This is a genomic window from Pseudarthrobacter sp. fls2-241-R2A-168 (assembly GCF_030209335.1).
Classification (GTDB): Bacteria; Actinomycetota; Actinomycetes; order Actinomycetales; family Micrococcaceae; genus Arthrobacter.
The window spans coordinates 20,379-43,702 of sequence record NZ_JARVSG010000044.1 but is presented as its reverse complement, the minus strand read 5'-3'; the positions used below and the strand labels follow the sequence as shown (position 1 = coordinate 43,702).

The following is a 23,324-nucleotide window of genomic DNA, read 5'->3' as shown; positions in this document are numbered from 1 at the left end:
GTGGCGCTTTCGAAGCGGCCGGGCCGGATCAGGCTGCGCCGAGGATGGGCCCGAAACGTGCCCTGTCGGCCAGCCGCGGGTCCTCACGGTCCGGAACCACCATCACCGGTCCCTTCGCATGGTGGAGGACGCCGTCCGAAGTGGACCCCAGCAGCATGCCCGTGAAGCCGCCGCGGCCGCGCGTGCCCACCACCACCAACTCCACGTGCCGGCTGGCGTCCACCAGCACATCCACGGGGGAACCGTCCAGCAGTTCGCATTCCGCGGCAAGGCTGGGGTAGTGGCTCCTCAGCCAGGCCATGCCGGCGTCCAGGGTCACCTGGATGTCTGCGAAGAGCGCCTTCCGGTCCATGGGGGCGGGTACCCAGGCCAGTGAACCGCTGTACTGGGGAACAGCGCACACCACGCGGAGCGACGCGCCCAGCCGCTCGGCCTGGTCCGCGGCTTCAAGGACCGCAACCCGGGCCTGCTCCGAGCCGTCAACGCCGACCACCACCACGTTGTCCACGCGCCGGTGCCCGGCTTTGGCCTGTTCAGCCCTGATCCGTTTATCCTCGGTCGTTTCACCCAGGCGGTCAGAACACACCAGGGGCACCGTAACGGTGGGGCATTTTGCGTGGGCCGGCAGCGCGCTGCTCACTGAACCCAGGAGCCTGCCCACAAATCCGCCCCTGCCCCTGGTTCCGAAGACCAGAAGCTCCGCGGTCCGGGACATCTCCAGCAACACACCCGAGGCATCCCCGTTCTCCACCGAGGCGCTCACGTCGATGTCATACCTGGAAACCTTCTCAACCGCCTGCTTGACCACGGCTTCCGCGCCCTCGCGGATCACGGAATCATCCACAGTGGCGTATCCGCCGTCCAGGCCGGAGGCGGCGAAGATGGGCACGGAATACGCGGTCACGATATGCAGGGGGCGGCGGCGGCGCTGCGCTTCGCGGGCTGCCCAGACCAAGGCGCACTGGCCATGTTCCGAGCCGTCCACGCCAACAACAATCCCGTCGGGAGCGGCAGGAGCACCACCATTGTCCCTCGCCGGGTCCGGATGCAACTCTTGTGCGCCCATGGGGCCGCCTCCTCGCGATACTGCCGTATGTTGCGGCTATTCTGCCAGAAACCGCACCCTTCCCCGTGCACCCGTTCAGCGGCAGCCGCTGCGAAGGAAGGGCCTGCTTCCAGTTCTCACTATTCTCCGTCCACCGTCCCTTAGCAAGCCTGTTCAGGGCCGGATAGGGGAGGTTATCCACAGGCTTCCGGCGCCAGGGGCCGCACGCTTTCGACGGGGCCGGTCCGCCCATTGCGGCAGCCCAACCCCGCCCTTTCGGGGGTGTGACGGAAAGCGTGTTCACCCGCAGGTGAATGTTTCCGGATTGGGCTATCCAGCACCGGAATTGTTCTGTAGTCTTCAGGACATTGTTGGTCCGGGACGCCAGCTGCACATGCAAGTGAGCGCTGCCCGGCCATGCACTGCGGCCGGACTTTGGGGGTAACGGGACGCGCGCGGGCGACGACGCCTGCACCTGCCGAATCTTCGAAGGAGGGAAACTGTAGTGTCAAGCATGCCTGGGAATGCCGGGACCGAGCAGACCACCACTGTGATCATTGGCACCGGGCTGTCCGGCCTGGCTGTGGCAGCCGAACTGTGCCGCCGCGGGGTTGACTCCATCGTGGTGGACGGGCTGGACCTCCTGGGTGCCGCGCAGCCGGCCAACACCGCCTCCCTGCAGCGCTGCGACGCGGCGGACCCCGTCACCCTTCGTGAACGGAACGAAATCCTGCGCCACCTTCGCAACTATGCAGCCAGCCACGACGTGGATGTCCGGAACACCACCAGGGCTGTCCAATTGACCATGGTGGAGGGCCTTCCGGGGGGCACAGCCGTTCCGCAGTGGGAGGTGCACACGCCCACCGGCATCCTGATCGCTGACCACATCGTGCTGACGCGCTGCGCCCACAGCCAGCTGCGGCGGATGATCAACGACTTCGGCATCACTGTGGGCCGCAACGTCGTCGCTGCCATGCGTGCCATCGGCATCTACCTGGTGGGAGTGGGCGAACTGATCACCCCTTCACCCAAGGAGGTGCTGCGCCAGGCCAAAACGGTGGGCCACGCCATTTCCGCCAAGGTCAACCCGGACGGTGTTGGCGCCGCATTCACCGGCAGCCTGGCGATCCTGCCCTGTTAGCGCTCAGCGCTCGTCATCACTGCCTGCCGTGAGCCTGCGGCGGGCCAGGATGGCGAGGGTGGCAAGCAACCCCACCGCGGCAGCGGCGAAAATCACGATGCTCCATTGGAACGGCTCGCCCGAGCCTGTGGGCTCCGGCGCCGCTGTCTTTCCCGGCTGGGCGGTTCCGATGGCAGGAACAGTTGCCGCCGCCGTCGTTGTGGCTGCCGGAGCAGCCCCGCCGGCCGCCGCAGCGGCCGTGAAGCTGAAGGTCCCTTCGATGGGGTGCGAATCAGAGCTGACCACCCGCCAAGAGACCGTGTACTGCCCGGCAGGAGCCCCGGCCTTGAGTTTCTGGCGGGCCTCGTTGTCCACAATTTCCACGGCCCCGTCGGCCCACTCCACGCCCGAGGCGTCCTTGACGGAGAAGGATGAGCCGATCCCGAGCGGGTTGTTACTGAAGGTCACCGACACCTGCTCCGGCACTACCGCCACCGAGGCACCCTGGGCGGGGCTGCTGGATTCGGCGGCGTCGTGCGCGGCGGCCGGACCGGCCAGGCCCAGGAAGGCGGCGGCGCAAACGAAGGACCCGAGCACAAAGCCCAGTAACTGGCGGCGGATGGAACCCATGCTTGGACTGCTCCCTTGGTGTTGGCTTCCTAACAGACTAGGCGAAATTGGCGGGCTCTCCGCCAAAGTCACCATAGGATTCAGGTATCCCCACAGACTTCCCCGGAGGACTAATGCTTAAGCAAGGCTCTGCCCTGGACCGGTATTTCATGATCACCGAGCGCGGTTCCAACCTCTCGCGCGAGATCCGCGGAGGCTTCGCCACGTTCTTCGCCATGAGCTACATCGTGGTGTTGAACCCCCTGATCCTCTCCGGCCCGGACTCAAGCGGCACCACTCTCGGATTTCCCGCCGTTGCCGCCGTCACCGCTTTTGTTGCCGGCATCCTCACTATCCTCATGGGAGCCTGGGCCAAGCACCCCTTCGCACTGGCCACCGGACTGGGTGTCAACGCCTTTGTTGCAGTCACCGTTGCCACCAACCCCGGCCTGACGTGGCCGGACATGATGGGCCTGGTGGTGATGTCCGGCGTCACCATGCTGATCCTGGTCCTCACCGGGTTCCGCACCGCGGTGTTCAAAGCTGTTCCGGAGGGCCTGAAGACGGCGATCGTGGTGGGCATCGGATTGTTCATTGCCCTGATCGGACTGGTCAACGCCGGCTTCGTCCGCCGCATCCCGGACGTGGCCGGGACCACGGTTCCGGTTGGCCTCGGCTTTGAGGGCAAGCTCCTTGGCTGGCCCACCGCCGTGTTCGTGTTTGGCCTGGTCCTGACCATCGCGCTGGTGGTCCGGAAGGTCAAGGGAGCCATCCTGATCGGCATCATCAGCTCCACCGTCATCGCCGTGGTCGTGGAGATGACGCTGCACATCGGCCCCAGCGTGCAGCCGGGCAAGCCCTTCAACCCCCAGGGCTGGTCCCTGGTGGCCCCCGCCTTCAGCGAATGGGCCGCCCCGGACCTGTCCCTGATCGGCAAGGCCAACCCGTTCGGCGCCTTCCAGCACCTCGGCTTTGTGGCTGCCACCCTGCTGGCATTTGTGATTCTGCTCAGCATCTTCTTCGACGCCATGGGCACCATGGTGGGCCTGGCCAATGAAGCCGGCACGGTGGACGAGCACGGCAACATTCCCGACGTCGACCGCGTCCTGCAGGTGGACGCCCTCGGCGCAATCGCCGGCGGCGGCGCGTCCGTGTCCTCCAACCAGATCTACGTCGAGGCCGGCGCCGGAATCGGTGAAGGCGCCCGCACGGGCATCGCCTCGATCGTCACGGGCCTGTTGTTCCTCGTGGCCATGTTCTTCACCCCGCTCATCAACCTGGTGCCCTTCGAAGCCGTGGCTCCGGCCCTGGTGGTGGTGGGCTTCATGATGGTCTCCCAGGTGGGCAAGATCGACTGGCAGGACTGGGGCATCGCCATCCCTGCCTTCCTCACCTTCTCGCTGATGCCGTTCACCTACTCGATCGCCAACGGCCTCGGTGCCGGCTTCATCGCCTACGTCCTGATCCGCACCGTCCAGGGCCGGGTCAAGGACATCCACCCCCTGATGTGGGCGGTGGCCGGGGCGTTCCTGCTGTTCTTCGCGATTGGTCCCATCGAGGCCGCCGTCGGAATGTAGCAACCGCCTACACAGGGGTGTTGGGGGCCAGCCCCTCATCTCCGGAGACCGCCCTGGCCCTGACAACGCGCAGCCTGTCCAGCCGGTTCATCAGTGGTGAGGTGGTGGCGCCATGGATCACGATTGAGAGTGCCACCACCAGGCCCACAAAAGCCCACAGCCACTCCGCCTGGTCTGCAAAGCGGCCCTTGCCCAGGGCATAGGAGAGGTAGTACAGGGAGCCGATTCCGCGGATTCCGAAGAACGAGAGGGCAATCCGTTCCCGCGGGCCGGTCTTGCCGCCCAGCAGCCCGAGCCAGCCCGCCAGGGGCCGCACCACCAGCAGGAATGCGAGCGCCACCAGCACCTCGGCCCAGCCGATTCCCGCCAGCAGCCCGCGGGCGATTGCGCCGCCCAACAGGACCAGGATCACCACGGTGAGGAGCCGTTCGAGCTGTTCCACATAGGAGTGCAGCACCCGGTGGTACCCGTGTGTGCGTTCTGCGGCGCGGATGGTCACGGCGCAGACAAACACGGCAATGAACCCGTAGCCCTCCACCATCTCGGTGACGCCGTAGGCCAGGAAAGTGGCGGCGAGCGCCACGAAGCCCTCGGAGTGGTTGGACAGCCGCAGGCTGTCGGCGCGGGCGGAGAAGAAGAGCCTGGCCAGGACCTTGCCGGTCAGGAAGCCCACCAGCAGGCCGAGGGCAAGCCGCCACAGCACATCCACGCCGAACCATTCCGCGAACCAGTCAGATGGAGCTGAGCCGGCGATGCTGATGGCGATGGCAAGGTAGACGAAGGGGAAGGCCAGTCCGTCGTTGAGGCCGGCTTCGGAGGTGAGGCCAAAACGGACCTCGTCCTCCTTGTTGGTGCCGCCGTCGTCGTCCGCGGGCTCGCCCACCTGCACCTCGGAGGCAAGGACGGGGTCCGTGGGCGCCAGGCTGGACGCCACCAGCAGGGCGGCGCCGAGGCCCAGCCCCAGCAACCACATCCCCAGCAGGGTCAGGCCGATGATGCACAACGGCATGGCGATCCCCAGCAGACGCCAGGTAGTTGACCACTGCCGCCGCCCCACGGGCCGGTCCAGCGCCAGCCCGGCGCCCATCAGCGAAATGATCACGCAAATTTCCGAGAGGTGAAGGACAAAGTCGCCGTGCGCTACGGGGTCCGGGTCCGGAAGGGTGGGAATCAGGGCAAACGCGCCCATGCCCGCCCCGAGGAAAACCATCGGCATGGAGAAGGGCATGTCGCGCAGCAGTTTGGGGAGCACAGCGGCGGTGAACACGGCAAGTCCGGCAGCGGCAAACAGGATGTTGGGGGCTTCAAACACGGTGATGTTCTCCGGCCTGGGTCGATGGCGCCCTCGTGGCGCGGCAAGATGGCATGGTCCCGGAAGGGATTGCTCCACCTTAGCCTCTCCGGTTTCCGCCGGCAGCTTCTTGAATTCCAGACACCATCACGGCCCCGTTGCTGGTTTTCGTCCCCGGCATGCGGTGAGCTTGAACCATGCCTTCCTCAACCCCTGCCGTCGACGTCCCGCCCCAGCCCTGGACCGGCAGGTTTGATGGCGACGGTGCCGGGCACCTCCGCTGGTGGCAGGCGGTAAAAGCGTACGACGCCGGACCGTCGGCCGGGCCCGGAACAAAGCCTGCAGCGCTGCTCGGCTTTTGCAGCGACGAAGGGGTGCGCCGGAACAAGGGCCGCGTTGGCGCAGCCAACGCCCCGGCTGCCCTTCGCGCCGCCCTGGGCCCCTTGGCCTACCATCTGGAGCGACCCGTAGCCGACGCCGGTGACGTGGTGGTCTCCGGCTCGGAACTGGAGGCAGGACAGGACCGCGCCGGCCGCGCCGTGAGGGACATGCTCGACGCCGGGCAGCTCACCGTGGTGCTGGGCGGCGGCCACGAAACCGCCTATGCGAGCTATTCGGGTGTTGCCGCATCCGCCGCCGTCCAGGGCGGCCTGAGGCTGGGCGTGCTGAACCTGGACGCCCACTTCGACCTGCGCGACGAGCCCGTCCCCAGTTCCGGCACACCCTTCCTTCAGATGGCCCGCGCGGAAGCAGCCGCCGGGCGGGACTTCCGTTACGCCGTCGTCGGAATCTCCGAACCCAACAACACCCGCACCCTCTTCGAGACGGCAAGGAAGCTGGGCGTGCGGTACCTGCTGGATGAGGACTGCGGAGCGGACCGGGTGCAGGAATTCGTGGCAGGGTTCCTCGCGGACATCGACGTCCTCTACCTGACCATCGACCTTGACGTGCTGCCCGCAGCGGTGGCACCCGGTGTCAGTGCCCCCGCCGCTTTCGGGGTGCCGCTTCCGGTGATCAGTGCTGTGTGCCGCCAGGTGGCGCGGTCACGGAAGCTGCTGCATCTTGACGTCGCGGAGCTGAACCCCGAATTCGATATCGACGGCCGGACCGCGAGAGTTGCCGCCCGGCTGATCGACACCCTGCTGCGTTGACCGGCGGCTACTGGCCTTTGAGGACGTAGCGCCGCTCCGGGCGCCCCACTCCGTATTTGAGCCGGACGTCCAGCGTTCCTTCGTCATACAGGTACTCGAGGTAGCGGCGGGCACTGACCCGGGACGTCCCCACCTGCTCGGCCACCTCGGCCGCGGACAGGTCACCTGCCGCAGCGTTGAGGGCGGCCTCCACCAGCTTCAGCGTCTCGATGCTGCAGCCCTTGGGCAGCGGCCGCTCCGTCCGGTCAAGGCCAAACACCCGGTTGACGTCCGACTGCTCGGCCACATCCTTGGCGGAGTCCAGGCCCTGGTAGGCGCTGCGGTAATGCTCAAGACGTTCCTGCAGGTCCGACTGGGAGAACGGCTTGATCAGGTAGTGCACAATCCCGCCCCGCAGCGCCTTGCGTACTGTTTCGACCTCACGGGCGGCACTGATAACCAGTACGTCCAGTTCCGGGGCAACATCGCGCAGCTGATGCATAAGGTCCAGGCCGTTGATGTCCGGAAGGTGGATGTCCAGCAGCACAAGGTCCGGCTGCAGCCGGCCGGTTTCCACCACGGCCTGGGCGCCGGTATGCGCCACGCCCACCACCGCGAACCCGGGTGTCCGCTGGATGAAGCCGGCGTGCACCTTGGCCACCATAAAGTCGTCGTCAACGATCAGCACCTTGATCATGGCTTTGTTGCACCTCCCTTGGGCTGGGTTGTACCTCTGATGAACCGGGCGGTGAACACCGCTCCATTGTGGTTGGCCACAGTGAGATCACCCCCGGACCTCCGGCAAACCACGCGGGACAGGGCCAGGCCGAAGCCGCGCCCGTCCGCGGGCCCGGCATCTTTGGTGGTAAACCCCTGGCGGAAAATCTCCTCCACCGCCTGGTCCGGGACACCCGGACCGTTATCCCGCACAGTGACGGTCACGTGGCCGGCTGCGGTGAAGGGGTCCCGGCCCTCCTCCACCAGCACCCGGACAGCGGCGTCCGGACGTCCTGTCACGGCGTCGAACGCATTGTCCACGAGGTTCCCCACCACCGTGGTGAGGTCGCGCGACAAGTCGTCGCTGACCGGACGCAGGGCAGATTCGGGATCCAGCTGCAGGGCCACTCCACGCTCGGTGGCGAGGCTGGATTTGGCAATGAGCAGCGCGGCGAGGGCGGGATCGTGGATGCGGCTGGTGACTTCATCGTTGAGCCGGGTCCGGTCCACTGTGGCGCCATTAACGAACTGCACCACCGAATCATATTCACCGATCTGGATCAGGCCCGAGATCACGTGGAGCTGGTTGGCGAACTCGTGGGCCTGCGCGCGGAGCGTATCCGTGGCGGTGCGGGTTGCGCCCAGCTCACGCTCAAGCGAGGACATCTCGGTGCGGTCGCGCAACGTGGTCACAGAGCCTATTTCGCGGCCGCGGGACCGGATGGGAACGCGGTTCAGGACCACCAGCCGCTCCCCCACGAGCACCAGCTGGTCGGGGTCCGGCTGGTTGCGCGTGAGGACCGTCTTCAAAGCCGAATCCACGGGAAGCGATGAAACCTTCTTGCCCACGCAGTCTGCCGGCAGACCCAGCAGTTCGCGGGCGCTGTCGTTGGCCACCGTGATCCGTTCATTCGGATCGAGCGCCACCACGCCTTCCTTGAGCCCGTGCAGCATGGCTTCCCGGTTTTCCACCAGGCCGGTAATCTCACTCGGTTCCATGCCCAGGGTCTGGCGTTTGACCCGCCGGGACAGCAGCAGCGAACCGGCCACTCCCAGGATGCTGGCCACCCCGAGGTAGGTGAGCAAATTGGGAACTGCATCTCCCAGCCGCTCGAGGGTGGTGGGGTAGTTCCGGCTGATGGCGGCGATGCCGATCATCTTCCCGCCGTCGTCCAGGACCGGCACATGCGCAGACAGCATGGCAGCACTGCTTTCGGCCACCACACCGGTCCACGCGCGGCCCTCCATGACCCGGCTCGGCCCAATGTCCAGCTTCTCGCCCAGCAAACTGGGGTCCGAGGAGGCCACCACGGTACGGTCCTGTTTCGCCAACGCCACCTGGGACGATCCGGACAGCGTCCGCACAGCCTCTGCCACGGCGGGAAGGGCTGATCCCACCCGGGGCTGCGCGTCGGGCAGCAAAGCGCGGACCGCCGGGTTGTTGCCCAGGGCTTCGGCGGCAGAGAGCGCGCGCCGGCCCTCCACCCGTTCAAACGTTGCGGCGGACTGGGCCAGGGAGATGGCCACCACCGCCACCAGGACCGCCAACACAATAAGCAACTGCAGCACGAGGTACTGCCCCGCGAGGGACATCCCTCTTCGTCGAGTCACTGTGGTTGGTCCTTTGGATGGTTCAGCGCGTATCTCCGGCCAGGTTCCGGCGTTTTCGGCCCCTGCGGAGGTACGGGAACTATACCGCAGGCAGCGCCGGTGGCAGGGTTTGCAGGCTTTTCAAGCCCAGACGCGGCAGCCGCGGTTGGCTTCGGCGAAACGTGAACGCAATGAACTTAACTTTCTCTGCGTACATAAGAGTGACCGGCGTCACCGCGGAACCTAGCATCGAATCACCAAGTCAGTCTTGCTGATCATTTTTCATGAGAAGAGGAACACCATGCGCCAGATCCGCGCATTGCGTATTGCCGCCGTCGCCGCCGGCATCGCCCTGATGGCCACCGGCTGCGGTGCCACCGGAAAGAGCTCCACAGGTTCGGAAAGCTCCGGCGCCGCCGCCGGACCCATTACCGGGCTCCAGATCATGGTCCCCAACACCCCGGGCGGCGGCTATGACACCACCGCCCGCGCAGCAGCGAAGGTCCTCGACGACGAGAAGATCTCCACCAACACCGAAGTCTTCAACCTCGCCGGCGCCGGCGGCACCGTGGGCCTTGCCCGCGTGGTGAACGAAAAGGGCAACGGGGACCTTGCCATGCTGATGGGCCTGGGCGTGGTGGGCGCGAGCTACACCAACAAGTCAGAATCGAAGCTGACCGAAACCACCCCCCTTGCCCGGCTCATCGAGGAACCCGGCGCCATCATGGTCGGCAAGGATTCCCCGTACAAGAGTATTGACGACCTCGTGAAGGCCTGGAAGGCCGATCCCGGTTCCATCGCCGTGGGTGGCGGCTCCTCCCCGGGCGGCCCGGACCACCTCCTGCCCATGCAGCTGGCCGGTGCCGTTGGCATCGACGCCACCAAGGTCAACTACGTGGCCTACGACGGCGGCGGTGACCTGCTCCCGGCGATCCTTGGCAACAAGCTCGGCTTCGCCGCTTCCGGTGCAGGCGAGTTCCTGCAGCAGATCAAGTCCGGTGAGGTGCGCGTCCTGGCCACGAGCGGCGAGAAGCGGCTCGAGGGTGTGGATGCACCCACGCTGAAGGAATCCAACATCGACCTGGTGTTCACCAACTGGCGCGGCATGGTGGCCCCTCCGGGCATCAGCGATGCGGACAAGACCAAGCTGATTGCCGCCCTGGAGAAGATGCACGGCACCGCGGGCTGGAAGGAAACGCTGAAGACCCGCGGCTGGACCGATGCCTTCATCACCGGCGATGAGTTCAAGTCCTTCCTCTCCGACCAGGACAAGCGGGTGGCGGACGTGCTCACCAAGCTTGGGTTGGCGTGAGCTCCCTGACAACAGGCCTCAAAGGACGCGCCGAGCTGGGAGTTGCACTCCTGCTCGGCGCGGCCGGCGTCGTGGTTTTCGTGGACGCCAACCGCCTGGTAACCCCGTACTCCCAATCCGATCCGGTCGGTCCCAAAACCGTTCCCTACATCGTGGCCGGCCTGCTGGTGGTCTGCGCTGTCCTGCTGGCCATCAACGTCTTCCGCGGCGGCCAGGGCGAAGCTGAAGGCGGCGAAGATGTGGACCTCACCCACCCCGCCGACTGGAAGACCGTCCTGCCCCTGGCCGGCGCATTCATCCTGAACATCCTGCTCATCGACTGGGCCGGATGGGTCATCTCCGGCACCGTCCTTTTCTGGGGCTGCGTGCTGGCCCTCGGCAGCCGCCACTACATCCGTGACGGGCTCATCTCCGTGGCCATGTCCCTGCTGACCTTCTACGGTTTCTACCTCGGCCTCGGCATCGCCCTTCCGGCCGGCCTCCTGGAAGGAATCCTTTAATGGACGTCTGGTCCTCCCTGATGGACGGCTTCGCCACCGCCCTGACCCCCATGAATCTCCTGTACGCCGTGATCGGCGTCCTCCTGGGCACCGCCGTCGGCGTCCTTCCGGGCCTCGGCCCGGCCATGACCGTGGCCCTGCTGCTTCCGGTCACCTACGCCCTGGAACCCACCAGCGCCTTCATCATGTTCGCCGGCATCTACTACGGCGGCATGTACGGCGGCTCCACCACCTCCATCCTGCTGAACACACCAGGTGAATCGTCCTCGGTGGTGACGGCGATCGAAGGCAACAAAATGGCCAAGGCCGGCCGGGCCGCCCAGGCGCTTGCGACGGCGGCCATTGGCTCGTTCGTCGCCGGCACCATCGGCACCGCCCTCCTGGCCGTCTGCGCACCGATCGTGGTCCAGTTCGCCGTCAGCCTCGGAGCCCCCAGCTACTTCGCCATCATGATCCTGGCCCTGCTGGCCGTCACCGCCGTCCTGGGCTCGTCCCGGCTCCGCGGCTTCGCCTCGCTGGCACTCGGCCTCGCGATCGGCCTGGTGGGCATCGACTCCGTCACCGGCCAGCGCCGCCTGACCTTCGGCCAGCCGCTGCTCGCGGACGGGCTGGACATCGTGGTAGTGGCAGTGGCCATCTTCGCGGTGGGCGAAGCCCTCTGGGTTGCCGCCCACCTGCGCCGCACGCCGCTGCATGCCATTCCGGTGGGGCAGCCCTGGATGGGCAAGTCCGACTGGAAGCGCTCCTGGAAGCCGTGGCTGCGCGGCACCGCCTTCGGCTTCCCCTTCGGCGCGCTGCCGGCCGGTGGCGCCGAGATCCCCACGTTCCTGTCCTATGTCACGGAGAAGCGCCTCAGCAAACACCCCGAAGAGTTCGGCAAGGGTGCCATTGAAGGTGTCGCCGGCCCCGAGGCTGCCAACAACGCTGCCGCCGCCGGCACCCTGACCCCCATGCTGGCGCTGGGCCTTCCCACCAACGCCACCGCCGCGGTGATGCTCGCCGCTTTCACGTCCTACGGCATCCAGCCGGGCCCGCAGCTCTTCAGCAGCCAGGGTCCCCTCGTGTGGGCCCTGATCGCGAGCCTGTTCATCGGCAACCTGCTGCTCCTGCTGATTAACCTGCCGCTGGCACCGATGTGGGCGAAACTCCTGCAGCTCCCCCGGCCGTACCTGTACGCGGGCATCCTCTTCTTCGCCACGCTGGGCGCCTATTCGGTGAACCTGCAGGCGTTCGACCTGGTGATCCTGCTGGTGCTCGGCGTCCTCGGGTTCATGATGCGGCGCTTCGGCCTGCCCGTGTTGCCGCTCATCCTCGGCGTGATCCTTGGCCCGCGCATTGAGGGCCAGCTCCGGAAGACGCTGCAGCTCAGCGCCGGTGACCCCGCCGGCCTCTTCAGCGAGCCGATCGCCGTCGTTGTCTACATCCTCGTGGGACTCATCCTGCTGTGGCCGCTGGTCTTCAAGCTGGTCAAGCGGAACGGTCCGGCGCGCAAGCCGCTGCTTCCTGCCAATTCCGGCGCTCCCGAACCGACGGACGTTGGCTGACCGGTCCCGGACACCCTCTCCGGACCATGCCCCGTACGCAACAAGACCTACAGAAAAGAGAACCAGCCATGACCATCGTGGTGGGATACGTCCCGACGCCCGAGGGTGAAGCAGCCCTGACGCAGGCCATTACCGAAGCCCGCAAGAACAACACCAAGCTGCTGGTTATCAACTCCTCCAAGGGCGATGCCCTGGTGGACAACCGCTACGCCCAGGAGCCGGAGATCCAGAGCATTGAGGACCGGCTCGCCACCCAGGGCATCGACCACGTGATCAAGCAGCCGGTCCGTGGCCACGATGCCGCCGCCGAGGTCCTGGATGCCGCGGAGGAGAACAATGCCGAATTGATTGTGATCGGGCTGCGGCGCCGGACACCGGTGGGCAAGTTGATCATGGGCAGCGTGTCCCAGCGGATCCTGCTCGAAGCCGACTGCCCGGTCCTGGCAGTGAAGGCCTAGCTGGACTGAAGCTGTCCCTGCGGCGCCGGCTTCGCGGGCGCCGCGCTTGCCGGACGTGCGCGGTAAAGTTCCTGGCGCTGGCGCCCCAGGCCCTCAACTTCAACCTCCACCACGTCGCCCGGCCGCAGGTATGGGAAGCGGCCGCTCAGTGCAACACCTTCTGGAGTCCCGGTGATGATCACATCACCGGGCTCCAGCCGCATGTACTGGCTGCAGTGGTGCACCAGGGTGGCAGCGTCGAAAATCAGCCCGGCAGTGGACGAGTCCTGCCGGGCTTCGCCGTTCACCCAGCTGCGCAGGCGCAGGTTGCCGCCGTCGATCTCCCCGGATGGAACAAGCCACGGGCCGAGCGGCGTGGAGCCGGGCAAGGACTTGCCCTTGGTCCATTGACCGGCCGCACCGGGAATCTGGTACTCACGCTCGGAGAAGTCGTTGGCGGTGACATAGCCAGCGATGCAGTCCTGGGCCGCCTCCACGGACGGCAGGTAGCTGGCCTCCGCCCCGATCACGATGCCCAGCTCCACCTCCCAGTCGTATTTGTGGGAGTGCGGCGGAACCGGGGCGGGGTCATAGGGGCCGGTCACGGTATTCGCCGGCTTGAGGAACACCACGGGAATCTCCGGCGGCGCCGAACCGGACTCGGCCGCGTGCGCGGCGTAGTTCATGCCAATACCAACCACTGCTCCCGGGCGGACTACCGGAGCACCGATGCGGAGGCCTGCAGCGCCTTCAAGGACCGGCAACGTGCCGGCTTCGAGGGCTTCGCGTACTTTAGCCAGCCCTCCCCCGGCGAGGAAGGCGCCGTCAACGTCCCCAGTCAGGGGCAGCAGGCTGAAGTACTCTTCATCTCCGGCGGCGGACCGTGCCAGAACGGCGGGCTGTTCCTTGCCGATGTCCCCGAGGCGCATGATTTTCATACAGGATTTCCTTCTCTTCGCATCCGGCCTAATCCGGTTGATGATGGCTTACCACTATGGTGTCCGACACAGGAGGACCTTCGCCACTGCGCCGATTGTGACTGGGCCGGCAGCGGCAAGACCACGCGCTGCGGCCCGGACGATCGATGTTACATAGGGCAGTCATCTGACATTTGAAGCGCTCGTCGGTAGAATGGGCAGGCCCTGGGGGACGAAGAAACTGAAGTTCAGTACATGTCTACAGCCACTATGGAACGCCGTCCGGCTGCTTCCGCTTCCACGGAGGGGCCGCTGAACCGCTCCATCGATCTGGAGTTTTACACGGCAGGCGAAATGCACGCAGGCCTGGAAGAGGCAGTCGCAGAACTGATCGAGGTGGCCGCCAAGGACGCCTCCTGCGGCATCCTCGTCACCCGGCTTCGTCCGGGACGCTACACCGTGGCACTGGATGAATCGGTACCGTTCGGCGAAACCTACGAGGCCATCGCCGCCTGAATTTGTCCGGCGGACGCCTGGCCGGCGACCAAACAAGAGTCCCCGCACTGCATCAGGCAGCGCGGGGACTCGTGTTTGTCCTGGAAATACGTCAGCCGCGGCGTACCTGCACGCCGTCGGACTTCAAAAAGAGCTGCTTCTCAGTCGGACCAGCCGGCACGAGCCACAGAACGTTTCCGCTCTGCGACACTTCTTCCACCTCCCCGGTGGCTACCACATGCGCCTGCTTGATGATTTCGACGCGCTCCCCGGCCCGGAGGCTCCTCCAGTCGGAAACAGCGGCGGAATGGGCATTGCGCCTCGATAGGACTGCCCCACGTGCTTTCATGTGAACTTCTACCCCTTTGTATATGTTCGTGCGCCACAGCTTCGTTGATGTGACTTTTGCTACACCTTCAGTTCTACTACACTCCCCGTCCGCCCGATGACCGTGTCGGCGGAAATTTCACCAGGCGGACGGATTGCGCTTCTTTCCGAAGATTCTTCTCTCCTAGGCGAGGACGCCGACGGCGGATTCGGCCGCCCTGCGCACCTCACCTGCGTCGACGAGCTGGTCAGCCGCCTCCAGTTCGGGCGAAAGGAACCGGTCGGTCCCCGGCCCGTCCACCTTTTCGCGGAGGGCCGCGACGACGGCGGCGCCCGCCGGCCCCGGAGTCAGTACGCCGCCCGAAAGCTGCGTGCGGATATCCAAGGCCCGGGCTGAGGTCACCAGCTCAATGGCCAGTACCCGGCGGAGGTTCTCCACTGCCTTGCGCAGTTTGCGTGCCGCGTGCCAGCCCATGGAGACGTGGTCTTCCTGCATGGCCGAACTCGGGATGGAGTCCACGGACGCCGGGACTGCCAGCCGCTTGTTGTCGGACACCAGCCCTGCCTGGGTGTACTGGGCAATCATCAGGCCCGAATCCACTCCCGGGTCAGCAGCAAGGAAGGCGGGAAGGCCGTGGGAGCGGGCCGGATCCAGCATCCGGTCCGTCCGCCGCTCAGCGATCGAGCTCAGGTCGGCGACGGCGATGGCCAGGAAATCCAGGACATACGCCACGGGGGCACCATGGAAGTTGCCGTTCGAGCTCACCCGGCCGTCCGGCAGGACCACCGGGTTGTCGATGGCGGCAGCCAGTTCGCGCGATGCCACCAGTGCCGCGTGGTCCACGGTGTCGCGGACGGCGCCGGCCACCTGCGGGGCACAGCGGAGCGAATAGGCGTCCTGCACCCGCGAGTCCCCTACCTTGTGGGAGGCCACGATCGGCGAATCCGACAGCACGCGCAGCATGTTGCCCGCGCTGGCCGCCTGTCCCGGGTGGGGACGGAGGGCGGCATGGAGCTCGGGCAGGAACACCTGGTCCGTACCCAGCAGCGCTTCGACGCTGAGTGCGGCGGTGATGTCCGCCGTCGTCAGCAGCTGGCGAAGGTCGGCGATGGCCATCAGGAGCATACCCAGCATGCCCTCCGTGCCGTTCACCAGGGCCAGGCCTTCCTTTTCGGCGAGGGTGACGGGTTCGATGCCGTGTTCGGCGAGCAGCTCAGCAACGGTGCGCTGGCCGGCGGCGCCGTACGTCACGCCGTCGGGCCCTTCCGCCTCGCCTTCGCCCATCAGGACCAGGGCGCAGTGGGACAGCGGGGCGAGGTCGCCCGAGCAGCCGAGTGATCCGAACTCGCGGACCACGGGAGTGATGCCTGCGTTGAGGACGTCCACCATGGTCTGCAGGACCACCGGGCGGACGCCCGTGCGGCCGGAGGCGAGGGTCTTGGCGCGCAGGAACATGATGCCGCGCACCACTTCACGTTCCACGGCCGGGCCCATTCCGGCGGCGTGGCTGCGGATCAGGCTTTTCTGGAGCTGGGTGCGCAGTTCGTTGGGGATGTGGCGGTTGGCGAGGGCGCCGAAGCCGGTGGAGATGCCGTAGGCCGGGACGTCGCTGGAGGCGAGGTCATCGATGTGGGCGCGGACCTTGGCGACCGTTTCCAGGGCATCCGGGGAAATGGTGACCTTGGCGTTGTGGCGTGCGACGGCGACAACGTCCTCGGGCGTGACGCCGCTGGAGCCGAGGGTGACGGTGAGCGGTTCGTGGGTTGTGAGAGTCACTTGTGGTTCCTACTTCTCGTTCATCGGGATGCGGACGCCGCGTTCTTTGGCGACGTCGAGGGCGCGGTCGTAGCCGGCGTCGGCGTGGCGGATAACACCCATGCCGGGGTCGTTGGTGAGGAGGCGTTCGAGTTTCTGCGCGGCAAGCTCGGTGCCGTCGGCAACGGAGACCTGGCCGGCGTGGATGGACCGGCCGATGCCGACGCCGCCGCCGTGGTGCAGGGAGACCCAGGTAGCGCCGGAGGCGGTGTTAAGCAGGGCGTTGAGCATGGGCCAGTCGGCAATGGCGTCCGAACCGTCGGCCATGGCCTCGGTTTCCCGGTACGGGGAGGCGACGGAACCGGAGTCCAAATGGTCGCGGCCGATCACGATGGGGGCCTTGACCTTGCCTTCCTTGACGAGCTGGTTGAACAGCAGACCGGCCTTGGCCCGTTCCCCGTAGCCGAGCCAGCAGATGCGTGCCGGCAGGCCTTCGAACTCGACGCGTTCCTGGGCGGCGTCGATCCAGCGGTGCAGGTGCTTGTTCTCGGGGAACAGTTCCTTGATGGCCTCATCGGTGACGCGGATGTCTTCCGGGTCCCCGGACAGGGCCACCCAGCGGAACGGGCCCAGGCCCTCGCAGAACAGGGGCCGGATGTAGGCCGGAACAAAGCCAGGGAACTCGAACGCCCGGGTGTAGCCGCCCTTGCGCGCTTCGTCGCGGATGGAGTTGCCGTAGTCGAAGACCTCGGCGCCGGCGTCCTGGAATTCCACCATGGCCTGGACGTGGCGTGCCATCGAGGCCTGGGCCTTCTTGGTGAAGCCCTCGGGATCGGCCTCGGCCTCGCGGTGCCACTCGGCCACCGTGATGCCCTCGGGCAGGTAGGACAGCGGATCGTGGGCGGAGGTCTGGTCGGTGACGATGTCCACGGTGAGTTCGCCGGCCCTGTGGCGGCGCAGGATTTCGGGGAAGACCTCGGCGGCGTTGCCGACGTAGCCCACGGACCAGCCGCGGCGCTCTTCCTTGGCCTTCAGGACCTTGGCAATGGCGGCGTCGAGGTCGGTTTCCACTTCATCGAGGTAGCGCTTGCCCGCGCGGCGGCGCAGGCGGGTCTCGTCGACATCGACAATCAGGCAGGCGCCCTCGTTCAGGGTGACGGCCAGCGGCTGGGCGCCGCCCATGCCGCCGCAGCCGCCGGTGAGGGTAAGGGTGCCGGCGAGGGTGCCGTTTTCGTCGCCGGTGAGCTTGCGGGCGATCGCGGCGAAGGTTTCGAAGGTGCCCTGCAGGATGCCCTGGGTGCCGATATAGATCCAGGACCCGGCAGTCATCTGTCCGTACATCATCAGGCCTTCGGCCTCAAGCCGGCGGAACTCGGGCCAGGTGGCCCAGTCGCCCACGAGGTTGGAGTTGGCCAGCAGCACGCGCGGGGCCCACTCGTTGGTGCGGAAGACACCTACGGGCTTGCCGGACTGGACCAGGAGGGTCTCGTCCTTCTCCATGGTTTCCAGGGTGCGGGTGATGGCGTCGAAGGCGGCCCAGGACCGGACGGCGCGGCCGGTGCCGCCGTAAACCACCAGATCGTCCGGGCGTTCGGCCACCTCCGGGTCAAGGTTGTTCATCAGCATCCGCAGCGGGGCTTCGGTCTGCCAGGACTTGGCGGTGAGCTCAGTGCCGCGGGCAGCTTTGACCGGGCGGGCACCGGTGGTGAAATCGGCGGGTGCCATGATGGCTCCTTTTCGTTGGTGTCTGTGATGTGAAAGAAGTTCTGTATCAACTAAAGCCCTTGGCGGGAGGGCTTTACAGGGGTTTTGGGAGGGTGCTGTCCGGCATTCCAGACGCTCCCGCCCCTCCCGTTGCGCCATCACTTTTGGTTGCCAAAAGCCCCGGTTGGGGACAAAAAGTGATGGCACAAATGCGGGGGCGGCTACTTGACGGGGCGGCCGTGGAGCCGGAGTGAGAGTTCGTCGGCAACTTTTTGCACCCGGCCGGCCAGGACCGGCCATTCCTCCACCGGCAACTTGTCCTCGAGGAACGTCACGGCGACTGCCGCCGTCGGCCATCCCAGGTGATCCGTTACGGCGGCCGCGATGGAGCCGAAACCTGGAGTTACCTCTCCGTGTTCCGTGGCGTAGCCGCGCTGCCGGACCTGGTCCAGGTGGGAGGACAGCGCCGAGTACTTCATGATGGCGCCCTCCACCTCGTGCCGGGCCGAGAAGGCGGCGGCATTCGGGTACAGGGCGCGTACCTGGGACTTGGGCAGCGCGGCAAGGATCGCGCGCCCGCTGGCGGTGAGATGGCTGGGGAGCCGGACGCCGACGTCGGTCACCAGGGACGGCCGGTTCTTGGCCCGTTCCTCGACAATATAGAGCACGTCGCGTCCATGCAGGACCGCCAGGTGGGCGCTCTCGCCGAGCGCATCCACCAGGCTGGCGAGCAGCGGCCGGCCCAGCCGGGACAACGGTTCCTGGCGGGAGTAGGCGGAACTGAGCTCAAAAGCACTGATTCCGAGCCCGTACCGCTGCTCCTCGTGCAGATGAAGCACGAAGCCATTGGCCTCCATCACACCGAGCAGGTGGTAGACGCTGGACCTGGGCAGGCCCAGGGTCGAGGCAATTTGCGACGCCGCCATCGGGCCGCGCCGGGAGGCCAACAGTTTGAGGATGCGGAGCGTGTTCTCGGCAGCGGGGACCTTCGACGCCAGTTTGGAGGCCGCTTTTGAGGCCGCTTTTGATTCGTTGCCGGCCTCCGGCCTCGCTTCGGTGGCTAACACCGGAACCTCCTTTTTGTTGGCGGTACATCCCGTAGCTATCCGGGATCCCGTACTTAAGCTTGCGCCCTCCTCCGGCTTGCAAGCCTCATGAAAACACGCCTGCTGTCTGCGATACGAGACAGGCGTGAGCATACTGCCCCGCTTCTGCGCCGGCCAAGGCTGGCTCGCGGTTCGGTAGAGTCCCGCTATGGACCAAAAAGAGACGCTTCACCGTTATCTTCGGGCCAGGCGGGACGACCTGCTCGGCAAACTGGACGGCCTCAGCGAGTACGACGTCCGCCGGCCGCTTACACCTACCGGAACCAACCTGCTGGGCCTGGTCAAACATGTGGCCAGCGTGGAGGTGGACTATTTCGGGGTGGTGTTTGGGCGCCCCAGCGGGCGGCACCTTCCCTGGCTGGACGACGGCGCAGTCCCGGACGCGGACATGTGGGCGACCGCGGCCGAGTCCCGCGAGGACATCGTCGAGCTGCACCACTTCGCCGCCGCACATAGCGACGCGACCATCGAGGCATTGCCCGCTGACGCCCCTGGCGTGGTCCCGTGGTGGCCGGAAGAGCGGCGCAACGTCACCCTGCACCAGATACTGGTCCATATGGTTGCCGAACGCTCCCATCACCTGGGCCACGCAGACATCCTGCGCGAACTCATCGACGGCAGTGCCGGGCAGCGCCCCGGCGATCCGAACCTCACTCGGCGAAGTCCTGAAGAATGGGCTGCCCACCGTGCCGCCATAGAAGCTGCGGCGAGGCAGGCATGAGCACCTTCAGAGCCGAACCACAACCTTGCCGCGCGCCCGCCCCTCGCGGAGGTACTGGATGGCGGCCGGCGCTTCGGCAAGGGGAAAGACCTTGTCCACCACAGGTTTGACGCTTCCCGCCTCGATCAGCGATGCAAGGGCCTCGAGATCCAGGTGTGTTTCCTTGGCGACAAGCCCCTTGAGCTTCCGGCCGGAAAACAGTGCGGCCAGCGGCGCAACCAGGGACCGCTGAAACCCGCCGGTCAGTTTTCCGCCACCTTCGCCGCCGATGATCACCAGCGTGCCCTTGGGTACGAGCAGCCGGCGCAGGAGTGACAGCGGCCGGTTGCCGGCCGTGTCCAGGATGACGTCGTACAGCTTCCCGGCGCCCGCAATATTGGTCGTCCTGTAGTCAATGACGGCATCCGCCCCAAGGGAACGGACCAGGTCAACCTTGCCGGTGCTGCATACCCCTGTCACCTCCGCTCCGAAGGCTTTGGCCAGCTGGACCGCGAAGGACCCCACTCCCCCGCCCGCGCCAAGGATCAGCACCTTCTGGCCGACAGTGACCTGGCCGGCGTCGCGGACAGCCTGCAGGGCCGTGACGCCTGAGATCGGCGAAGCCGCGGCTTCTTCGAAAGACAGGCTTGCGGGTTTTCGGGCCAGCTTGTCCTCCTTCGCGCAGACGTATTCGGCAAAGGACCCGTCGCAGGTTCCAAACACCTCGTCCCCCACGGCAAAACGTGTCGCTCCGGGCACTACCGCCTCCACCACGCCGGCCACTTCCCGGCCCCGGACCGGAACCTTCGGCTTCTTCAACCCGTAGCCAAACAGCCGGACCAGATACGGCAGCCCCGTCATCAGGTGCCAGACACCCTGGTCGACGCCGGCCGCCCGCACCCGGATCAGCACCTCGCCGGTGCGGGGCTCAGGCCGGGCAATCTCCCGCAGCTCCAGCACGTCCGCCGATCCATAAACGTCCTGCACGATTGCTTTCATCATCGAACTCCTTCGGGCTGGTGGTACGGGGGCACAACAACCTCATCCGTCCGGCTACCGGCGGCCCCTCAAGGTAAGGAAAAGCCGTGGTCGAGTCAAGGGTCCCCCTCCGAACCGAAAACGCAGCGGTCCACCGTTCAATCTGAAATGAAAGACACCAAGCCCCCGTGAGGCTCATCACGTCGCCCGCGGAAGTGGTCTGCTGGTTACCGGCCCACCTCCCAAAGACGAGAAGGTATTTGTATGCAACAAGCACCAAGCCCAACCCGGAACGAAAGTCCGGCCGCACAACAAACCGCATCAGCCGCCGTCGGAAGCGTCCTGAACCGCGGGCTGAATGTGCGCCATATCCGGTTCATGGCCCTGGGTTCGGCGATCGGCACGGGCCTCTTCTACGGGTCGGCCTCCGCAATCCAAAAGGCCGGCCCCGCCGTCCTGCTGGCCTACATCATCGGCGGCGCAGCCGTGTTCATGGTGATGCGCGCCCTCGGCGAAATGGCCGTCCGGCACCCGGTTTCCGGCTCATTCGGCCAGTACGCCAGCCGCTACCTGGGCCCGCTGGCCGGCTTTGTGACCGGCTGGACCTACGTCTTCGAAATGGCCATCGTGGCCATCGCGGACGTCACGGCCTTCAGCATCTACATGGGCTTCTGGTTTCCGCAAGTGGAGCGCTGGATCTGGATCCTTGCCATCATCTTCTTCCTGGCCGCCCTGAACCTGCTCAGCGTCAAGGTCTTCGGCGAACTGGAGTTCTGGTTCTCGCTCATCAAGGTGGCGGCCATCATCGCCATGATCGCCGGCGGCGCAGCCATCATCGTGTTCGGCTTCCAGGCCGACGGCTCCACTGTCGCTCCCGGCCTGGGCAACCTCGTGGAGCACGGCGGGTTCTTCCCGTTCGGCTTCGAAGGGCTCCTCGCCTCCTTCGCCGTGGTGATGTTCGCCTTCGGCGGGATCGAGACCCTCGGCATCACCGCCGGCGAGGCGGCCGACCCGAAAAAGGTCATCCCCAAGGCGGTCAACACCGTCCCCGTGCGCGTCCTGCTGTTCTACGTCCTCACCCTGGGCGTGCTCATGAGCCTCTTTCCGTGGAACGAGATCGGCAGCAACGGCAGCCCCTTCGTCCAGATCTTCAGCGGCCTGGGCATCCCCGCGGCCCCGCACATCCTGAACGCCGTGGTGATCACCGCCGCGCTCTCCGCCATTAACAGCGACATCTTTGGCGCCGGCCGCATCCTCTTCGGCCTCTCCCGCCAAGGCCACGCCCCGGCCGCCTTCGGCAAGGTGTCCCGGCACGGGGTGCCCTGGATGACGGTGGTGATGATGGCGGGCATCCTCCTGGTGGGTGTGGTCCTGAACGCCGTCATCCCCGAGGACGTCTTTATCCTCATCGCCTCGATCGCGACGTTCGCCACGGTCTGGGTCTGGGTGATGATCCTCGCTTCCCACGTGGCCATGAAGCGGGAAATTGCCCAACGCGGACTGCCGGCGTCGGAATTCCCTTCGCCGTGGTGGCCTGCCGCATCGATCCTCACCATTTCCTTTATGGCGCTGGTGATCGCCGTCCTCGGCGCCTTCGAAGACACCCGGATCGCCTTGTATGTTGGCGGAGCCTGGCTGGTGCTCCTCATCCTCGCGTACCGTTTGTGGATCAAGGGTGACGGACGACGGCGGGCCGAGCTTGTGGACGAAACATCACCGCTGCCGGTGGTTGCTTCAGCCGAAGTCGCCGCCGACCGCAGCCGCGGCTGAGCACGCAGGACCAGGTAGCGCCAGGCGATGCCTGGCGCACCCTGCCGGGGCTAAACTCAGGCATGGTTCCACTGTCCAACCTGCTTGCCTTTGCCCTTACCGCCGTGATCCTCATCGCCGTGCCGGGGCCCAGCGTCCTGTTCGTGATCGGCCGTTCCCTTGCCCTCGGCTGGAAGGGCGGTGTCCTCACCGTGCTGGGCAATGCCACCGGGCAGCTGGTGCAAGTGGCAGCGGTGGCGCTGGGTGTGGGAATTGTGGTGGCGCAGTCGGTGATCCTGTTCAGTGTGGTGAAACTGGCTGGTGCCGCCTACCTGGTCCACCTGGGCATTAAAGCTATCCGGCACAGGCGGGAGCAGCCCTCCGCCGAGAGCCGGCCCATGGACCCGCGGCCGCTGCGCCTGGTGGCCGAAGGCCTGGCCGTAGGCGCCACCAACCCCAAATCCGTGGTGTTCTTCGTAGCTGTCCTGCCGCAGTTTGTGGATTACTCGTCCGGGGCCATCGCATTCCAGTTGGCGCTGCTCGGGGTGTTGTTTGTCCTCATAGCACTGGTGTCAGACAGCCTCTGGGCCATCGCCGCGGGCTCCGCCCGGCATTGGTTTGCCCGCTCGCCCCGCCGGATTTCCGCCATGGAGGCAACCGGCGGGGCGCTGATGATTGGCCTTGGCGGCACCCTCGCACTGACGGGTACCAAGTCCTGAT

Annotated in this window: 22 protein-coding genes; 11 read left to right on the top strand and 11 right to left on the bottom strand. The window is 66.3% G+C overall.

What is annotated here, in order from left to right; translation table 11 throughout:
- Positions 1-28: 28 nt before the first annotated feature.
- Positions 29-1,066 (bottom strand): universal stress protein, encoded by a 1,038-nt coding sequence (locus QRN11_RS20525; RefSeq protein WP_285314299.1) that lies wholly within the window; start codon positions 1,064-1,066, stop codon positions 29-31.
- A 493-nt stretch (positions 1,067-1,559) separates the two neighbouring features.
- On the opposite strand from QRN11_RS20525, the gene QRN11_RS20520 reads away from it, so the two are divergent.
- Positions 1,560-2,186: an NAD(P)/FAD-dependent oxidoreductase gene (locus QRN11_RS20520; RefSeq protein WP_142059213.1), complete on the top strand. Its 627-nt coding sequence runs from the start codon at positions 1,560-1,562 to the stop codon at positions 2,184-2,186.
- A 3-nt stretch (positions 2,187-2,189) separates the two neighbouring features.
- Here QRN11_RS20520 and QRN11_RS20515 read toward each other — a convergent pair whose 3' ends face one another.
- A complete protein-coding gene (locus QRN11_RS20515; protein WP_285314298.1) occupies positions 2,190-2,795 on the bottom strand; it encodes a copper resistance CopC family protein in 606 nt (201 codons plus the stop codon).
- A gap of 113 nt (positions 2,796-2,908) precedes the next feature.
- On the opposite strand from QRN11_RS20515, the gene QRN11_RS20510 reads away from it, so the two are divergent.
- Positions 2,909-4,351: an NCS2 family permease gene (locus tag QRN11_RS20510; RefSeq protein ID WP_091420945.1), complete on the top strand. Its 1,443-nt coding sequence runs from the start codon at positions 2,909-2,911 to the stop codon at positions 4,349-4,351.
- 7 nt (positions 4,352-4,358) lie between these two features.
- Here QRN11_RS20510 and QRN11_RS20505 read toward each other — a convergent pair whose 3' ends face one another.
- A complete protein-coding gene (locus QRN11_RS20505) occupies positions 4,359-5,663 on the bottom strand; it encodes a cation:proton antiporter (RefSeq protein WP_285314297.1) in 1,305 nt (434 codons plus the stop codon).
- 176 nt (positions 5,664-5,839) lie between these two features.
- On the opposite strand from QRN11_RS20505, the gene hutG reads away from it, so the two are divergent.
- Positions 5,840-6,793 carry a formimidoylglutamase gene (gene hutG, locus QRN11_RS20500; protein ID WP_285314296.1) on the top strand — a complete coding sequence of 318 codons (954 nt, stop codon included), beginning with the start codon at positions 5,840-5,842 and terminating at the stop codon, positions 6,791-6,793.
- A 7-nt stretch (positions 6,794-6,800) separates the two neighbouring features.
- On the opposite strand, the gene QRN11_RS20495 is transcribed toward hutG, so the two are convergent.
- Both QRN11_RS20495 and QRN11_RS20490 read right to left on the bottom strand, forming a co-directional pair.
- Positions 6,801-7,469, bottom strand: a complete 669-nt coding sequence (locus QRN11_RS20495) for a response regulator (RefSeq protein WP_091420937.1) — start codon at positions 7,467-7,469, stop codon at positions 6,801-6,803.
- A complete protein-coding gene (locus tag QRN11_RS20490; protein WP_285314326.1) occupies positions 7,466-9,082 on the bottom strand; it encodes a sensor histidine kinase in 1,617 nt (538 codons plus the stop codon). The genes QRN11_RS20495 and QRN11_RS20490 overlap by 4 nt, the downstream gene beginning before the upstream one ends.
- Before the next feature lie 298 nt (positions 9,083-9,380).
- Here QRN11_RS20490 and QRN11_RS20485 point away from each other — a divergent pair, with 298 nt between their 5' ends.
- The 4 genes from QRN11_RS20485 (at position 9,381) to QRN11_RS20470 (ending at position 12,893) form a co-directional block, all read left to right on the top strand.
- Positions 9,381-10,391: a Bug family tripartite tricarboxylate transporter substrate binding protein gene (locus tag QRN11_RS20485; protein WP_142059177.1), complete on the top strand. Its 1,011-nt coding sequence runs from the start codon at positions 9,381-9,383 to the stop codon at positions 10,389-10,391.
- Positions 10,388-10,891, top strand: a complete 504-nt coding sequence (locus QRN11_RS20480; protein ID WP_142059175.1) for a tripartite tricarboxylate transporter TctB family protein — start codon at positions 10,388-10,390, stop codon at positions 10,889-10,891. Before QRN11_RS20485 ends, QRN11_RS20480 begins: the two co-directional genes overlap by 4 nt.
- On the top strand, positions 10,891-12,435 hold the full coding sequence (locus QRN11_RS20475; RefSeq protein ID WP_142059173.1) for a tripartite tricarboxylate transporter permease: 1,545 nt from the start codon (positions 10,891-10,893) through the stop codon (positions 12,433-12,435). The genes QRN11_RS20480 and QRN11_RS20475 overlap by 1 nt, the downstream gene beginning before the upstream one ends.
- 68 nt (positions 12,436-12,503) lie before the next feature.
- Positions 12,504-12,893 carry a universal stress protein gene (locus tag QRN11_RS20470; RefSeq protein ID WP_285314295.1) on the top strand — a complete coding sequence of 130 codons (390 nt, stop codon included), beginning with the start codon at positions 12,504-12,506 and terminating at the stop codon, positions 12,891-12,893.
- Here the strand turns inward: QRN11_RS20470 and QRN11_RS20465 are convergent.
- Positions 12,890-13,810, bottom strand: coding sequence for a fumarylacetoacetate hydrolase family protein (locus QRN11_RS20465; protein ID WP_285314294.1), 921 nt, complete (start codon positions 13,808-13,810; stop codon positions 12,890-12,892). The genes QRN11_RS20470 and QRN11_RS20465 overlap by 4 nt on opposite strands.
- Positions 13,811-14,044: 234 nt before the next feature.
- Here QRN11_RS20465 and QRN11_RS20460 point away from each other — a divergent pair, with 234 nt between their 5' ends.
- Complete coding sequence (locus QRN11_RS20460; protein WP_285314293.1) at positions 14,045-14,305, top strand: hypothetical protein; 261 nt, start codon at positions 14,045-14,047, stop codon at positions 14,303-14,305.
- A gap of 91 nt (positions 14,306-14,396) precedes the next feature.
- Here QRN11_RS20460 and QRN11_RS20455 read toward each other — a convergent pair whose 3' ends face one another.
- From QRN11_RS20455 to QRN11_RS20440, 4 genes are all read right to left on the bottom strand, one after another.
- Positions 14,397-14,633, bottom strand: coding sequence for a hypothetical protein (locus tag QRN11_RS20455; protein ID WP_091420919.1), 237 nt, complete (start codon positions 14,631-14,633; stop codon positions 14,397-14,399).
- A gap of 162 nt (positions 14,634-14,795) precedes the next feature.
- Positions 14,796-16,388, bottom strand: a complete 1,593-nt coding sequence (gene hutH / locus QRN11_RS20450) for a histidine ammonia-lyase (protein ID WP_285314292.1) — start codon at positions 16,386-16,388, stop codon at positions 14,796-14,798.
- Positions 16,389-16,397: 9 nt separating this feature from the next.
- The gene (hutU, locus tag QRN11_RS20445; protein WP_285314291.1) at positions 16,398-18,092 is read right to left on the bottom strand and encodes a urocanate hydratase; all 1,695 of its coding nucleotides are present in this window, start codon (positions 18,090-18,092) and stop codon (positions 16,398-16,400) included.
- A gap of 200 nt (positions 18,093-18,292) precedes the next feature.
- Positions 18,293-19,069, bottom strand: coding sequence for an IclR family transcriptional regulator (locus QRN11_RS20440; RefSeq protein WP_091421192.1), 777 nt, complete (start codon positions 19,067-19,069; stop codon positions 18,293-18,295).
- Between the two features lie 256 nt (positions 19,070-19,325).
- On the opposite strand from QRN11_RS20440, the gene QRN11_RS20435 reads away from it, so the two are divergent.
- Complete coding sequence (locus QRN11_RS20435; protein WP_285314290.1) at positions 19,326-19,898, top strand: DinB family protein; 573 nt, start codon at positions 19,326-19,328, stop codon at positions 19,896-19,898.
- Positions 19,899-19,904: 6 nt separating this feature from the next.
- Here QRN11_RS20435 and QRN11_RS20430 read toward each other — a convergent pair whose 3' ends face one another.
- Positions 19,905-20,879, bottom strand: coding sequence for an NAD(P)-dependent alcohol dehydrogenase (locus QRN11_RS20430; RefSeq protein ID WP_285314289.1), 975 nt, complete (start codon positions 20,877-20,879; stop codon positions 19,905-19,907).
- A gap of 240 nt (positions 20,880-21,119) precedes the next feature.
- On the opposite strand from QRN11_RS20430, the gene QRN11_RS20425 reads away from it, so the two are divergent.
- Positions 21,120-22,625 carry an amino acid permease gene (locus QRN11_RS20425; protein ID WP_285314288.1) on the top strand — a complete coding sequence of 502 codons (1,506 nt, stop codon included), beginning with the start codon at positions 21,120-21,122 and terminating at the stop codon, positions 22,623-22,625.
- A 62-nt stretch (positions 22,626-22,687) separates the two neighbouring features.
- The gene (locus QRN11_RS20420) at positions 22,688-23,323 is read left to right on the top strand and encodes a LysE family translocator (RefSeq protein ID WP_285314287.1); all 636 of its coding nucleotides are present in this window, start codon (positions 22,688-22,690) and stop codon (positions 23,321-23,323) included.
- The last annotated feature ends 1 nt before the right edge of the window (position 23,324 follow it).

What these genes read in the sequence shown, in the direction of transcription:
- QRN11_RS20525 (WP_285314299.1), bottom strand. Translation starts at nt 1,066, where the DNA reads ATGGGCGCACAAGAGTTGCATCCGGACCCGGCGAGGGACAATGGTGGT.
- QRN11_RS20520 (WP_142059213.1), top strand. Translation starts at nt 1,560, where the DNA reads ATGCCTGGGAATGCCGGGACCGAGCAGACCACCACTGTGATCATTGGC.
- QRN11_RS20515 (WP_285314298.1), bottom strand. Translation starts at nt 2,795, where the DNA reads ATGGGTTCCATCCGCCGCCAGTTACTGGGCTTTGTGCTCGGGTCCTTC.
- QRN11_RS20510 (WP_091420945.1), top strand. Translation starts at nt 2,909, where the DNA reads ATGCTTAAGCAAGGCTCTGCCCTGGACCGGTATTTCATGATCACCGAG.
- hutG (WP_285314296.1), top strand. Translation starts at nt 5,840, where the DNA reads ATGCCTTCCTCAACCCCTGCCGTCGACGTCCCGCCCCAGCCCTGGACC.
- QRN11_RS20495 (WP_091420937.1), bottom strand. Translation starts at nt 7,469, where the DNA reads ATGATCAAGGTGCTGATCGTTGACGACGACTTTATGGTGGCCAAGGTG.
- QRN11_RS20490 (WP_285314326.1), bottom strand. Translation starts at nt 9,082, where the DNA reads ATGTCCCTCGCGGGGCAGTACCTCGTGCTGCAGTTGCTTATTGTGTTG.
- QRN11_RS20485 (WP_142059177.1), top strand. Translation starts at nt 9,381, where the DNA reads ATGCGCCAGATCCGCGCATTGCGTATTGCCGCCGTCGCCGCCGGCATC.
- QRN11_RS20475 (WP_142059173.1), top strand. Translation starts at nt 10,891, where the DNA reads ATGGACGTCTGGTCCTCCCTGATGGACGGCTTCGCCACCGCCCTGACC.
- QRN11_RS20470 (WP_285314295.1), top strand. Translation starts at nt 12,504, where the DNA reads ATGACCATCGTGGTGGGATACGTCCCGACGCCCGAGGGTGAAGCAGCC.
- QRN11_RS20465 (WP_285314294.1), bottom strand. Translation starts at nt 13,810, where the DNA reads ATGAAAATCATGCGCCTCGGGGACATCGGCAAGGAACAGCCCGCCGTT.
- QRN11_RS20460 (WP_285314293.1), top strand. Translation starts at nt 14,045, where the DNA reads ATGTCTACAGCCACTATGGAACGCCGTCCGGCTGCTTCCGCTTCCACG.
- QRN11_RS20455 (WP_091420919.1), bottom strand. Translation starts at nt 14,633, where the DNA reads ATGAAAGCACGTGGGGCAGTCCTATCGAGGCGCAATGCCCATTCCGCC.
- hutU (WP_285314291.1), bottom strand. Translation starts at nt 18,092, where the DNA reads ATGGCACCCGCCGATTTCACCACCGGTGCCCGCCCGGTCAAAGCTGCC.
- QRN11_RS20435 (WP_285314290.1), top strand. Translation starts at nt 19,326, where the DNA reads ATGGACCAAAAAGAGACGCTTCACCGTTATCTTCGGGCCAGGCGGGAC.
- QRN11_RS20430 (WP_285314289.1), bottom strand. Translation starts at nt 20,879, where the DNA reads ATGATGAAAGCAATCGTGCAGGACGTTTATGGATCGGCGGACGTGCTG.
- QRN11_RS20425 (WP_285314288.1), top strand. Translation starts at nt 21,120, where the DNA reads ATGCAACAAGCACCAAGCCCAACCCGGAACGAAAGTCCGGCCGCACAA.
- QRN11_RS20420 (WP_285314287.1), top strand. Translation starts at nt 22,688, where the DNA reads ATGGTTCCACTGTCCAACCTGCTTGCCTTTGCCCTTACCGCCGTGATC.